Here is a 13,611-nt window from a genome sequence, read left to right as displayed (position 1 = left end):
TGTGGAAGGTCCTGGCCGTGATCATCGTGTTCATCGTGGTGCTCTGGCCGATTTTCGACCCATCCGGCACGCACGTGCTCTGGCAGTGGGGATGGCTGAGACTCACGCAGGAGAATCTGCTGATGGCCGCGGTGATGGGTCTGCGTATCCCGGCGCTTGGATTCGCATGCTTCCTCACACTGTTCACCACCAGCCAAACCAAGCTGATTCGCGGATTCACCTCGTTGGGCATGCCATACAAGGCCGGACTCACCATCGCCACCGCATTGCGTTACATTCCGGTGTTCTTCTCCATCTGGCAATCCGTTTCGGCAGCTCAGCGCGCCCGCGGACTCGACCTGAGCGGCAAGACCGATGCCTCCGGCAACAAGCGCAACGTGTTCGTGCGTATAGGCGCTCGATGCAAATCGTATTTGCCGATACTCATCGCGGTGCTGATCCGCGCATACAAGATGAGCCAAAGCGTGGGGTGGGCCATGGAATCGCGTGGCCTCAACCTTCAGGGAGCCAAACGCACATATCGCGTGAAACTGACGATGCGTGTCGTCGATTGGCTTATTCTCGTGCTGACCATGGCCGCGACGGCCGGCAGTGTCTGGTTGATGCTGCATTACTGAGGTTGGATGATGGCATACGGGGAGCGAAGGCCCGTGATTTCGGCCCGTGATCTGAAAGTGGTTTCGGCATTGCAATGCGACGGCCGTATGACCATGCAGGAGCTTGCCGACAAAATCGGCATTTCCGTCTACGCGGCTACGGAAAGCTACCGCAGGCTTACTGGATCCGGCATCATGAGCATCGTCCCGGTGTGCAATCCATTGAGTCTGGGCAATTACAGCCAGGTGCTGGTGGGACTTCGTCTCGACGGGAGCAGGGATGAGGCTCTTGCCATGCTCCAATCCATGCCACAGGTCACCTACGTGGTCTGCGCTCTGGGGGATGCCGACATCATCGCTGAGGCTGTGGTGTATTCGGCTGAAGGCATGGATCATTTCCTCAAACATGGTCTGCGCGCGTTGCCGGGATTGTCCCGTCTGCAGGTGTTCTCATGCGGACGGCTGGTGCTTGATGACCACAATGTCAGCGTGGTGAACCGTCTGCTCGCCGCGCATGGCGAAACCGGCTTCCTGACCAAACGCGAGGCGAGTGTCGGCACCGATATTCCCTCGCATCGTCTGGATCCACGGTTCGTGCACACATTCAACGAACTGCAGAAGGACGGCAGGGCCAGCTATGCGTCGTTGGGGGAGCGTCTCGGCGTGACCCATACGGCGATTCGCGGCCGCATCAAAAAACTCGAAGATTCCGGCGTGATGCGCATTATGGCCACGGTAAGCCCCATGCGTTTGGGAGGATTCCGACAGGCATTCCTCGGACTTGGAGTGAAACCTCCATATCGGCTTGACTCCGAACAGCTTCTGGCCATCGACGAAGTGACGTACGCGATGAGTGGTGTCGGATTGAACGGTGCCGATTACCTGATTGAAATCATCGCCGACAACGATGAGGACCTATGGCGCGTGGTGGACGAATCCATTCGCCCATTGCCAGGCGTGGAACAGACCTGGTGGGCGTCCACCGTCAGTGTGGAAAAGGAGTCGTATTGGCTTGAGCCGCCGCACGAAGGCGTATTGTTAGGCGATTGACGATTGCCCGATGCTTGGAACATGGTTTCTGATCATCCAGTTTTCGCTGTTCCCGCGTTGATCTCATACTCAAGGATGAGTCGCGGTTCAGCAGGATTTCAGACCAACGCATGATGCCGTTGACGTCGAATGTTCCGTATGTTGGAAGTAACTTCACAAAGAAAGGAACTTCCATGGACATCAGGGACGCCATCAAAGCCAATAACACTGCCATTGAAGCCATCGATCTTGTCAAGGACTACGGTTCCGGAAGCAACGCGGTGCATGCGTTACGTGACGTCAATATCGCCTTCGAACAAGGAAAATTCACCGTCATCATGGGCCCCTCCGGCTCTGGCAAATCCACGTTGATGCACACGCTGGCCGGACTTGATTCGGCCACTAGCGGACACGTCATGTTCGACGGCAAGGATCTGACTCGCATGAACGACGACCAGCTCACCCTGCTGCGCCGCCATCAGATCGGTTTCATCTTCCAAAGCTTCAATCTGCTGCCGATGTTTACTGCCGAACAGAACATTCTCACGCCCTTGACCTTGGCTGGAGCGAAACCAGACCGACAGTGGTTGCGTCTGCTGGTGGAAACGCTTGGCCTTAAGGAACGTCTTAACCATCGTCCGAACGAACTATCGGGAGGCCAACAGCAGCGTGTGGCCATCGCGCGAGCATTGATCACCAAACCGAAACTGGTGTTCGCAGACGAGCCCACCGGCAATCTTGACTCTGTATCAAGCGCCGAAGTGTTGAGCTTCCTGAAACGTTCCGTCAACGAACTTGGCCAAACCATCATCATGGTCACGCATGATGCGGTCGCCGCGTCTTACGCCGACCGTGCGCTCGTGTTCGCCGACGGCCAGATCGTGGCGGACGTGAACAAGCCGACAGCAGACCAAATGAGTGAACTGCTGATGAAGGAACGCGAAGCCGCCACAATGAATGTGGCTTCCGTGAGACATTCCCGCTAAACGCACTGTAGAAGCATTCGAAGAAGGAAACAGAATTAACCATGTGGTCCATCACTTTGAAACTCATGCGAAAAACCAAGCGCATGCTCATACCCGCAGGCATCGCCATCATGATCGGCACGGCGTTCATCGCCAGCACCTTCCTGTTCGGCAATGCCATGAACGACTCCCTGACACGGCAGATGACCGCCATGTTCGGAAACGCCAACTATGCGGTGACCGTCAACAGCTCCGACCTGAGCGATGAGGAACTCAACGAAGCGTACTCCAGCACTGTCGGCGACTTCCATCTCGACCAGATCGCCGGCATCGAAGGGGTTGACGGTGTCCGCGCCTCGGTGGAAACCGGCGTCAGCGTTTCCAGGGGGGACAGCGTCATCAGCGGCGAGATCATCTCTACCGCGGCACAGAAGAACATGCTTCCCGTGAATATTACGGAAGGGGACCAGCCGAAGGACTCCAACGAAGTCGCACTGCCGGAAGACATGGCGAAACAGCTGAACGTCGGCATTGGCGACACTGTAAGACTGACCTCCCAATATGCGGTAGGCACCGATGGCAAAGCCAAAGCGGACAACGTGCGCGTGGTCGGACTCACCTCCGATCCGAACGGCGCCTACTCGTACTATGGTGGTGCGATCGTAGGATCCGACAATCTGCTTGCCGCAATGCAGGGAACGGACGATTTCGACACCGTCGGAACAACAACGGTATACCTCGACCTTGCCTTGGATGGAAATAGCGTATCCGCAAAAACCATCAACAGTGTGAAAGCGTTGCTGCCAAAGCATTTCGATCTGATGTCGCGACAGCAGGTCAGTGACGAAAGCATCAAATCCTTAACCGGCAACCAAACCAGCATCGTCACCACATTCCTCATGTGCTTCGGCGTGCTTGCCATGTTCGTGGCGGCACTGGTGATCGCCAACACGTTCCAAGTACTCGTGGCGCAACGCCGCCGCACACTCGCCTTGCTGCGCACCATCGGCGCGAAAAAAGGCCAGCTGTATGGTTCCGTGCTGTTCGAAGCGGCAGTGCTTGGCTTCGTCGCATCCGTGCTTGGCGTGGTGCTGGGAAGTCTGCTCATGTGGGGCATGTGCGTCAGCGACATCATGCAAGAGGGTATGCGATTCAATTTCTCTTGGCAGGCCGCCGTCATACCTATTCTCTTCGGTATTGTGGTGACGGTGCTCGCATCCCTGGGATCCGCACGTTCCGCTACTGCGGTGACGCCATTGGAGGCATTGCGCCCGATTGAACTGACCGACAACCGTCGTTCCAGCCTCACGCGAGCCATAATCGGTATTCTGATGGTGGTGGTCGGTATCTCCATGGTGGTATTTTCCATCTGGCAGGTACAAGCCACCAATGGCGGCGAGAATGCGAGCAGCGATCAATTCACGATGATTCTGCTCGTAGCCATCGCCGGCGCCGCACTGGTATTCCTCGGAATGGTGGTCACCGCGGTGTTTTGGATGCCGGCCCTCATGAAGGGAGTTGGAGCGTTGGCCTCGCTGACAGGCCCTTCCGCAACGGTTGCGCACGCCAACATTCAGAAGAATCCGCGACGCATCGCAGCAACCGGTGCCGCTCTGCTCATCGGCGTCACCCTGGTTTCCACCATCGCAACCGGTGCCGCCAGCGCCAAAGAGACTATGAATGGTGCGCTCGCCACCCGTTATAGCGTCGACATCGTGGCCATGGGCGATGACATCAGCCAGCAAATGGTCAAGGATGTAGCCGACATCAACGGCGTGTCCGACACGTTGTATGCGCCGGCGGTTTCCGTGACCTTGGAGAAAGCGGATGGAACCCAGCCTACGTCCGCATTGCTGGTCGGCGTGAAGAATATCGATCAGGTCAAGCAGGTCATGCGTGCCAACTTGGGTAACGCCTCCATCGACAGTGATGGCGTGCTCATGCCAACATACAATGCGCAAACCGGCAAGAAACTGCAGTTCGCCAATGGTACGGCTGATTTCTCTACCGAATGGAACCAGGACGGCGACGCTACGCGTTCGCTGACATTGCAAGCAAACCAAGCCGACTACCGTCGCGTATCTGCACAGTATGGAGCTGTCGGATTCGTGGATGAAAGCCATTTCACCAATGGTGACCTCGATGCCGCCACCCATGTGCTGCTGGTCAAGGCGGATACTGACAAGTCGGGAGTTTCCGTTGACGGCATCTACAACGACATGCAGGCCGCATTGGAGAAGAGCACTGATGCGACAGTGACCGGACCGATCGCCGAACGCATCGTATGGGCGAAGATGATCGACTCCATGATGATGCTTCTGGTGGGATTGATCGCTGTGGCTGTGCTCATCGCACTTGTCGGCGTGGCCAACACGCTGTCCCTATCGGTGATTGAACGCACCCGCGAATCGGCCACTCTGCGCGCCATCGGCATGACCCGCGGCCAGCTACGGGCATCACTCGCCATCGAAGCGCTGCTCATCTCCGTAGTCTCAGGCCTTGCCGGCATACTGCTTGGTACATTGTTCGGTTGGCTGGGCGCATACGTGGTGTTCAGTCTGTACGGCACCGTGGCGTTCCCATTCGAATGGGGAATCAACGGCATTGTGCTTGCCGTGGCGGCTGTGGCAGCGTTGCTGGCCAGCATCGCACCTGCCCGTCGGGCGGTCAGGGTGCCGCCAGTTGAGGCGCTCGCAGAAGCTTAGCACCTCAACTGGCGGCCTTCGCGGCAAGCCGCTCACCTCACCTAAGGGAAGCCTACCAGGCTTCCCGCTTTACGGTTCGGCCTGTCGAGGCGCTCGCAGAAGCTTAGGCGATAAACGAAATGCTCCTTCGAAAGAAGGAGCATTTTTGTTGCCGAATACGTTTTATGAAGATTTTATACGAGATGGTTTTCATAGGCGAACACGACGGCTTGCACGCGGTCGCGCGCATTGATTTTCGACAGAATATGCGCGACATGCGTTTTCACGGTAGGCAGGCTGATGAACAGCTTGTCCGCGATTTCCTGATTCGACAGACCATGTGCGATCTCGATAAGCACCTCGCGCTCGCGGTCGGTCAGTTCGTCCAATTCCGGATCGGTATACGCCGGCGCCATTGAAACGGAAGTGGACGTGACGGAAGCGGGTTGAGTGGTGGCAGCGCTTGCGAAACTGCCATCCATCATTTTTTCAATAAGCCGTTTCGTGGCGGACGGAGCGATGATGGCGTTGCCCTGATACACGGTGCGAATCGAATTGAGCAACGTCTCCGGTTCCGTGTCCTTCAGCAGGAAACCGGACGCGCCGGCGTTGATCGCGGCCATCACGTATTCGTCCAAATCGAACGTCGTCAGAATGATCACACGGGTATGCGCATCGTCAAGCGCGCTTCCGTCAGGTGCGAAACGATGCTGCAACGCGCTGATCCGACGTGTCGCCTCAATGCCGTCCACACTGGGCATACGCACATCCATCAGCACCACGTCGGGATGCAACGTCTCCGCCAAAGCCACCGCTTCCGCGCCATCGCGCGCCTGGCCGACAACCGCCATATCCGGTTGCGAGCCGATCACCATCGCGAAACCGGCACGCACCAATTCCTGATCATCGGCGATGACCACACGAATCTTCTGTTCTTCACTCATACTCTCCACCTTATCGGCATCGTTCCGCTCACAGCGCGAAACAACCCCTTAAATCTCCCTGAAAAACTTGAACCGGCTATCGAGACGCGCGCTGCAGCTGCTCCTCCAGCGGTGCTGCGGGCCTCAACTGCAGTTCGTTCGCGCTACCGGCATGAGCGTCATCGCTGAAACCAGTCTCACGAAGCACTCCGAGCAGTTCGCGCATACGCTTAAGCGCGGCGCGCCCCTGTTCTCCGATGGCTTTGAACGCTGCGGAAATCTCGTCGGCGGTAGGCTCTTTGCCTTGTGCTTCGGCAGCGTCCAACATGCGGATACCATCGACGGCTTGACTAATCACGCTGTTCAGCGTGGCGGTGACTTCAGCCTGAATGCTGGCACTGATACGGTCGCGTTCCATATTCGCCGCGAGAATACGCTGCTTCTCCTGCTCGGCCACCAGCGCTTCCTCTCGCGCCTGCAACACCAGTGCGTTTGAATCACTGGAGCGAGTCCAACGCGCCCATGCCATAATGCCGGCGCACAGTATCAACACCGCAACCGTATACATAACGCCGGTAAAGAACGCCGCAGTACTGCTTGACGCGGCTGAAACCGGTTTTGTCAAGCCCACGGAAGCGGTGATGGCGCCGAACAAGGTAATGTATCCGTGTTGATCGGCCGCGATTTTCAAGCCCATCAGCACCGAACAGGTGACAGCGGCAGAACCGGTCCAACGCCATGCGTGTTCGCGTCCATACAATACGGCTGAATACAGAGCACACAGCGACGCTACGATATGTTCAACCTCAATCGATCCCAAAAACAACAATTGCACAACTGACAATACGAACACAATAAGCGCGCAAGTCTCGGGGAACCTGCGTCGAAGAGACAGCGCCAATATGCAGCAGGTGGCGATCGCATGAGAGAGCTGCGCAAGAGGTGAACTATCAAAAAGGAACGTAATCGACATGCGATTCAGCAGCATGACCAATACCACGGCACCAACGGAATCCATGAGCACATAATGGTGCTGCGTCCATGCGGAAACACGTTCCACCCAATTCGGCCCTCGCGAATTGGATGTATTTGCAAATTCTACGGATTTCAGTTTCAACGATTTGAGCAAATCATGCAGATTGGGTGCGGTGATGCGCAAATGTTGCAGGGCATTCGAACGATGATCGCGACCGGTCGGTTGCTTGGTTTCCTGCGTCCGCTCCGATGGTTGATCTGGGATTCGCGCCGATATGTTGACGGCTGTATGAGACGCGATTGCTTCGTCGGATAATCTCGCTTTGCTGGATATGGCAGTTGTGTTGCACGATTCGGACTGTTCCGAGGCATACTGTTCGCCGGTTTCGTCTGTCACCTGTTCTTTACCGCCGTAAGGCAGGGTGGCCATGACTTCGAAGCCTCCGCCGAGTTGAGGGCCAGCCTGCAACGAGCCTCCGGCCGATTCGATGCGTTCCTTCATGCCCAGCAGGCCGTAACCTGGCGCATGCCCGTCGATATTGGCCGCCGCGCCACGACCATTGTCGGTGATGGTCAAAGTGAGCAAACCGTTGTTCCATGACTCTTTAATATGCGCATCGACGTGCGGCCCCGCATACTTGCGGATATTCGTCAGCGCCTCCTGCACTACATGGTAGGAAGCTATCGAGGCTTGTTCGCTGAGTTGTTCTGGGCTGGCGGTGCCGGTGATATTCCATCGGATTCGAATGTCGGGGGAGACGTTTCGCGCTTGTTCCACAAGATTGCCTATATCGTTATAATCGGCGTGCGGTGAACCCCCGAATACTCCCAGAAGACGTTGCATGTCATGCAGTGCGCGTTCCGATTCGTGTCGAATCGTCTCCATGGTGTTTCTAGCCACCGCGGGATCATGCGTGCCTGCATAGCGGCCGCCATCAGACTGCACGATGATGATTGATAGGGTGTGCGCCACCACATCGTGCATGTCACGTGCGATGCGTGCGCGTTCCGCCAACGCGGCGATATCGCGTTCATCCTGGTCTCGCGCGGCGATTGCCTCATTGCGTTCCCGCATCATGCGAACGGTTGCCAGACGGGCGCGCTGCCAGAACGCTACAATGACGGTGGAAATAATGCATACTTCGAAAATCGGCGTCAGCACCAGCATGTATTGCGCCACCATGTCGGCGACTTCCGACATGGATGTTCCTGTGTAGATGGAACCGAGAGTGTCTTCCGTGACCATAATGCCATTTGGATTTGAGCCATTCCAGCTGCTCCATGTATGCACTTTGCCTCCGGTGAGCAGCGGTCCATTGGTCATGGTCCATGCCATCAGCGCCGAAGCCAGAAGACCGATGGCCAACGCCAGAATAATGAAGGCTTTCGTGTTTTTGGGATTGCCGTAGACAATCACCGAATACAGCATGAACAATGCCAGAATATCGGCGCCCAGCAGGCAAGGGCCGAATATGAGATGTGCCAAGGTCAATGCCACGCAGAGCAACGCTCCGGTCTGCGGCCGCCATCGACGGATCAGCAGCGGGATAAGCATTGCCGCTTCCCATGCCATCTGCGTGGAAGGCTTAAGGTCAAACAGCAATCCCGGATTATAGGTGATGCCGCTGGTCACGCCGAACAGCAGAACACCTATGACAAGCGTGATGATGAGATCGCCTGCGAAGACATGACCATGCATCCACGACAAGAGACGCTGCTTGAAATTCGACATATGCTCCACCCTAGCGCCAGATATGCTGTGGCGCCATCATGCGCGGGAATGAAATGGCGGCAGGATAAAGCCGCTTTTGTGAGGTAAGGTTGTCTCCGCGTGTGGGTGGGATGGAAGCCATCAAGAAGCCACTACTCGCATTGAATATGCCGATGACGCCAAAGGGAAGGTGAATGCATGACGTTGCTGAGCGAATACTACGTGCCCGGATTGCATATTGAGGATCGTTCCATCAAGGTGCCGTTGGATTGGATGGGCCACGAGCCCGGTCATGGGTTCGATGGCGAATCGATCAGCCTGTTCTACCGTGTGGTCACCGCTCCTGAACATGTGCATGATGATCTTCCGCTGCTCGTGTTCCTGCAGGGTGGTCCCGGTGGTTCCGGTCCGCGTCCGCTCGGTCCAAGTTCCGATGGTTGGATTGAGGAGGCCATCAAGCATTTCCGTGTGGTATTGCCGGATCAACGTGGTACTGGGCGTTCGTCCCGCGTCGACACGCATGTGATTGAGGGCATGGATGGCGGCGGCAAGGCCGGTGCCGCGTTTTTGAAGCGCTTCCTCGCCGATTCGATCGTTCGTGATTTCGAGCATCTGCGTCGTACCGAATTCGGGGGCGCACGTTGGGCCACGCTTGGTCAAAGCTATGGCGGATTCCTGACGCTGACGTATCTTTCGCTGTTCCCGCAAGGGGTTATCGCCAGTTTCACCACGGGCGGCATTCCTCATGTTCCCGCCGATGCGACCGACGTGTACCGTCATACGTTCCCGCGCATGGCGGCAAAGACGAAGCAGTTCTACGAGCGTTACCCGATCGATGTCGAACGTGCCGCAACGGTTGCCGACATACTGCAATCGCGCGAGGTCACATTGCCGAACGGCGATCCGCTCACGGTGGAACGCTTCCAATGCTTGGGATCCGATTTCGGTATGAAGCCGAGTTTCGAACGCGTGCATTGGATTCTTGACCAGGCGTTCCTTGACGGCGATGGTTCGGCCTCGACCTCGGCGGAACTGTCTGACGAGTTCCTGTCTTCCGTGATGGATGCGACTTCGTCTCGTCCGCTGTATTGGCCGTTGCAGGAGTTCATCTACGCCAATGGCGAGCTGGAAACGCCGATTTGCTGGGCCGCCCAGCGCGTGCGCGGCGAGCATCCGGAATTCGCGGGTGGCATTCGTCCGCTTAATTTCACCGGCGAGGCCATGTTCCCGTGGATGTTCGAGCAGGAACGTGCGTTGCGTCCGTTCAAACCAGCCATGGACGTGCTTATGGAAGACACGCATTTCGGCATGATCTACGATGCCGACCAGTTGGCTCGTAATGAGGTTCCGCTGCAGGCTGCCGTCTATTTTGACGACATGTACGTAGATTCTGGATTGCAGCTCGACACGCTGTCTCGTGTTGGCCGTTCACATTATTGGACCACCAACGAATTCGAACATGACGGCGTGCATGGTTCCGTGGTCTTCAAACACCTGTTCAACGAAGCACTGAACAGGGGAGATCTGGAAGAACTGTTCTGACACAGACAATCCATCCATATATCGATATCAAATAGGAACCGGGAACAACAAGGAGAAACCATGTCCAACCCAACCATCGGATTCATCGGATACGGCAACATGGCACAGGCCATTGCCGAAGGGCTTGTCGCGGCAGGTGCAATCGACGGTACTGACATCGTGGCGTGCGCCGCGCATTACGACAAACTGGAGAAAACCACGACGAAGGTTGGTGCCACACCGCTGCGCACCGCTGCCGAAGTCGCAGACGCGGCCGACGTTGTCATCATCGCCATCAAACCGTACCAGATCGAAAACGTCATCAAACCAATCGCCGGCGCGCTCGCCAACGAAAGCACATTCGTCGTATCCATTGCGGCAGGCTGGGATCTCGCCAAATACCGTGAACTGTTCGGCACCGATTTCGACGCGATGCATATCCAATGCACCATCCCCAATACGCCGATGGCCGTCGGCAAAGGCGTGCTCGTCACCGAAACCGACAACACGCTGACCGATACGCAAACCGAGACGTTCGAAAAGCTGTTCTCGTCGATCAGCCTCATCGAGCGCGTTGATTCCGCGCATATGGGTATCGGCATGTGCATCGCCGGCTGTGCGCCCGCATTCACCGACATGTATATCGAAGCGCTTGGTGACGCCGGTGTGAAATACGGTTTGCAACGCGCCACCGCCTATCGTCTTGCGGCGAAGATGGTGGAAGGCGTCGGCGCGCTGTACTTGGCCAACGAAACCCATCCGGGTGCCATGAAGGACGCCGTCTGCTCTCCAGGAGGCACCACCATCAAGGGTGTCGCATCGTTGGAGGAAAGCGCGTTCCGTGGTGCCGTGATCAAAGCGGTCGACGCCATCGAAGCCTAATACTAAACTAAGGAACCATGTCTCTTACTATCGGAATCGTCGGACTGCCGAACGTCGGCAAGTCCACCATGTTCAACGCATTGACCCGTAACAACGTGCTGGCGGAAAACTATCCGTTCGCCACCATCGAGCCGAACACCGGCATCGTACCGCTGCCGGACAATCGTCTTCCGGTGCTTGCCAAGCTCGTGCACACCGAGAAGATTGTGCCGGCCACCGTTACCTTCGTGGATATCGCAGGCATCGTCAAGGGTGCATCCGAGGGTGAAGGCCTGGGTAACAAGTTCCTCGCCAACATCCGTGAGGCGGACGCGATCTGCGAGGTCGTGCGCGCCTTCGAGGATGACGATATCGTGCACGTCAACGGCAAGGTCGATCCGGCCGACGACATCGACACCATCAACACCGAGCTCATCCTCGCCGACCTGCAGACCATCGAGAACGCGCTGCCGAAGCTGGAGAAGGATCTGCGCGGCAAGAAGATCGAGCCGGCCTACATGGACGCCGTCAAGCAGGCCAAGGAGATCCTCGAAGCCGGTGAGACCATCGACAAGGCCGCCCGCGAAGGCCGCTTCGACAAGGACTCCGTCTACGACCTGCACCTGATGAGCGCCAAGCCGTTCATCTACGTGTTCAACGTGGACGATTCCGAACTGCAGAACCAGGATCTCAAGACCAAGCTCGCCGCCTCCGTGGCTCCGGCTCCGGCCATCTTCCTCAACGCGCAATTCGAAGCCGACCTGACCGAACTCGACGAGGACGACGCGCGCGAAATGCTCGCCGACGCCGGCCTTGAGGAATCCGGCCTCGACCAGCTGGCACGCGTCGGCTACGACACGCTCGGTCTGTCCACCTTCCTCACCGCAGGCGAGAAGGAAGTGCGCGCATGGCAGATCCACAAGGGCTACACCGCCCCGCAGGCCGCCGGCGTGATCCACACCGACTTCGAAAAGGGCTTCATCAAGGCCGATATCGTCTCCTATGACGATTTCGTTGCCGCCGAAGGCTCCATGACGAAGATCAAGGAGGAAGGCAAGCTCCGTCAGGAAGGCCGCGACTACGTCATGCAGGACGGCGACATCGTCGAATTCAAGTTCAACGTCTCCAAAGGCAAGTAAGGATTTATTCCCGCTCCTATTGACATGAAAGGCGTCCGAATCGTTGGATCCGGGCGCCTTTTCATATGGATGCCTTGTAAATCGCGGGTTTTCCTGCTATGTGTGGAAACCATGGGTATTGCGTATGGACGTCGGCACGACGCTACGGGACGGTCTCGGGCGGAAAGAAAGGACGCCGTCATGACGTTGAGCGATTGTCCGCGCGGCGTGCGCGTTATTGTGGACGACGTCGATTTGGACGACCGGCACAGGTTCCGTCTACGTGAGATAGGACTGGCACGGGGCGTGGAGCTGCAAGTCATCCAACGAGGCGTTTTCGGCGGGCGCGTCATCGCATTCGGCGGCGAACGCGTCGCTTTGGACGGAAACACGGCCCGCGCCGTCCATGTGAGGATTGCTCGTGGAGAAGCCGAGCGGAATAACGAGAATGGGGAAATGAACGAATGTTGAGCCTGCGGAGCCTCAGAGGCGGCGAATGCTGCCATCCGCAATGCGATGACGAATGCTGCCGCGCCGATTGCGGAATCCACGGCGAGACCCATGGCGAGACCGCGAAACGTGTGGTGTTCGTCGGCAATCCGAACGTCGGAAAATCGTCGATGTTCAACGCGCTGCTTGGGGCGAAGACCCGCACGATGAACGCGCCGGGCACCACCGTGTCCATCACCTGCGGACGATACCGCTACGAGAAGGGCTCGACGGAGTCCGGGAAACCGCTGTTCTGGCAGTTCGTGGACACGCCGGGCACCTATTCGCTGCTGCCGATGAGCCCAGACGAACAGGTCGCCGTCGACGCGCTGACCGGCGCTTCGGGCATGCCCGCGCCAGATCTGGTCGTCGTGGTGCTGGACGCCACCGCGATGTCACGATCCCTGTACCTGCTGTCGATGGTGGTGGAGCTTGGCCTGCCAACCGTGGTGGCGCTCACCATGGACGATCTCGCGTTCCGCAACGGCTGCGGCGTCGATCCCGAGCGCCTGTCACGCCTGCTGGACGGCATGCCGGTCGTCGCGGTCGACGGGCGTACCGGGGAAGGCGGAAAGGCCTTGGCCGACGCGATCGCCGACGGATTCTCCGGCACACCCGTTCCCCACGGATTGAGGGCATGGTCGGAAGCGGAGGCGGATTCCGGCGATCCTGCCGCCGATATGCGCGCCTGGGTCGAATCGCGCGCCGACGCCCGGCTGAATTGGACGGCCGGCATATT

11 protein-coding genes are annotated in these 13,611 nt (G+C 57.7%); 9 read left to right on the top strand and 2 right to left on the bottom strand.

The genetic code is table 11. The features are described 5' to 3' along the window. The 4 genes from ACR0P8_RS07000 to ACR0P8_RS06985 form a co-directional block, all read left to right on the top strand. Positions 1–617, top strand: a 617-nt coding sequence (locus ACR0P8_RS07000) for an energy-coupling factor transporter transmembrane component T family protein (RefSeq protein WP_432624403.1), incomplete at its 5' end; no start/stop codon positions are given. A gap of 9 nt (positions 618–626) precedes the next feature. Beyond that, positions 627–1,646, top strand: a complete 1,020-nt coding sequence (locus tag ACR0P8_RS06995) for an Lrp/AsnC family transcriptional regulator (RefSeq protein WP_345742406.1) — start codon at positions 627–629, stop codon at positions 1,644–1,646. A 173-nt stretch (positions 1,647–1,819) separates the two neighbouring features. Further along, positions 1,820–2,611 (top strand): ABC transporter ATP-binding protein, encoded by a 792-nt coding sequence (locus tag ACR0P8_RS06990; RefSeq protein WP_432624402.1) that lies wholly within the window; start codon positions 1,820–1,822, stop codon positions 2,609–2,611. A 41-nt stretch (positions 2,612–2,652) separates the two neighbouring features. Then, positions 2,653–5,295, top strand: coding sequence for an ABC transporter permease (locus ACR0P8_RS06985; RefSeq protein ID WP_432624401.1), 2,643 nt, complete (start codon positions 2,653–2,655; stop codon positions 5,293–5,295). A 173-nt stretch (positions 5,296–5,468) separates the two neighbouring features. On the opposite strand, the gene ACR0P8_RS06980 is transcribed toward ACR0P8_RS06985, so the two are convergent. Together ACR0P8_RS06980 and ACR0P8_RS06975 are read right to left on the bottom strand one after the other, a co-directional pair. After that, a complete protein-coding gene (locus tag ACR0P8_RS06980) occupies positions 5,469–6,218 on the bottom strand; it encodes a response regulator (protein ID WP_217063460.1) in 750 nt (249 codons plus the stop codon). A 76-nt stretch (positions 6,219–6,294) separates the two neighbouring features. After that, positions 6,295–8,904 carry a sensor histidine kinase gene (locus tag ACR0P8_RS06975; protein ID WP_345742405.1) on the bottom strand — a complete coding sequence of 870 codons (2,610 nt, stop codon included), beginning with the start codon at positions 8,902–8,904 and terminating at the stop codon, positions 6,295–6,297. Between the two features lie 177 nt (positions 8,905–9,081). On the opposite strand from ACR0P8_RS06975, the gene ACR0P8_RS06970 reads away from it, so the two are divergent. The 5 genes from ACR0P8_RS06970 to ACR0P8_RS06950 form a co-directional block, all read left to right on the top strand. Next, positions 9,082–10,425, top strand: a complete 1,344-nt coding sequence (locus ACR0P8_RS06970) for an alpha/beta fold hydrolase (protein WP_432624400.1) — start codon at positions 9,082–9,084, stop codon at positions 10,423–10,425. Positions 10,426–10,485: 60 nt separating this feature from the next. Next, positions 10,486–11,286 carry a pyrroline-5-carboxylate reductase gene (proC, locus tag ACR0P8_RS06965; protein WP_432624399.1) on the top strand — a complete coding sequence of 267 codons (801 nt, stop codon included), beginning with the start codon at positions 10,486–10,488 and terminating at the stop codon, positions 11,284–11,286. 17 nt (positions 11,287–11,303) lie between these two features. Beyond that, complete coding sequence (gene ychF, locus ACR0P8_RS06960; RefSeq protein WP_287075451.1) at positions 11,304–12,404, top strand: redox-regulated ATPase YchF; 1,101 nt, start codon at positions 11,304–11,306, stop codon at positions 12,402–12,404. 180 nt (positions 12,405–12,584) lie between these two features. Continuing rightward, complete coding sequence (locus ACR0P8_RS06955; RefSeq protein WP_432624398.1) at positions 12,585–12,854, top strand: FeoA family protein; 270 nt, start codon at positions 12,585–12,587, stop codon at positions 12,852–12,854. Further along, positions 12,848–13,611: FeoB small GTPase domain-containing protein (locus tag ACR0P8_RS06950; protein ID WP_432624397.1), on the top strand; the 764-nt coding region annotated here is incomplete at its 3' end. The genes ACR0P8_RS06955 and ACR0P8_RS06950, both read left to right, overlap by 7 nt.

This window comes from Bifidobacterium sp., assembly GCF_050874245.1.
Classification (GTDB): Bacteria; Actinomycetota; Actinomycetes; order Actinomycetales; family Bifidobacteriaceae; genus Bifidobacterium.
This window is presented reverse-complemented; position numbering and strand designations above follow the sequence as displayed.

Excerpts from the sequence above, each read along its gene's own strand:
- ACR0P8_RS06980 (WP_217063460.1), bottom strand. The coding sequence starts at position 6,218 with ATGAGTGAAGAACAGAAGATTCGTGTGGTCATCGCCGATGATCAGGAA.
- ACR0P8_RS06955 (WP_432624398.1), top strand. The coding sequence starts at position 12,585 with ATGACGTTGAGCGATTGTCCGCGCGGCGTGCGCGTTATTGTGGACGAC.
- ACR0P8_RS06990 (WP_432624402.1), top strand. The coding sequence starts at position 1,820 with ATGGACATCAGGGACGCCATCAAAGCCAATAACACTGCCATTGAAGCC.
- ACR0P8_RS06995 (WP_345742406.1), top strand. The coding sequence starts at position 627 with ATGGCATACGGGGAGCGAAGGCCCGTGATTTCGGCCCGTGATCTGAAA.
- ACR0P8_RS06970 (WP_432624400.1), top strand. The coding sequence starts at position 9,082 with ATGACGTTGCTGAGCGAATACTACGTGCCCGGATTGCATATTGAGGAT.
- ychF (WP_287075451.1), top strand. The coding sequence starts at position 11,304 with ATGTCTCTTACTATCGGAATCGTCGGACTGCCGAACGTCGGCAAGTCC.
- ACR0P8_RS06975 (WP_345742405.1), bottom strand. The coding sequence starts at position 8,904 with ATGTCGAATTTCAAGCAGCGTCTCTTGTCGTGGATGCATGGTCATGTC.
- proC (WP_432624399.1), top strand. The coding sequence starts at position 10,486 with ATGTCCAACCCAACCATCGGATTCATCGGATACGGCAACATGGCACAG.
- ACR0P8_RS06985 (WP_432624401.1), top strand. The coding sequence starts at position 2,653 with ATGTGGTCCATCACTTTGAAACTCATGCGAAAAACCAAGCGCATGCTC.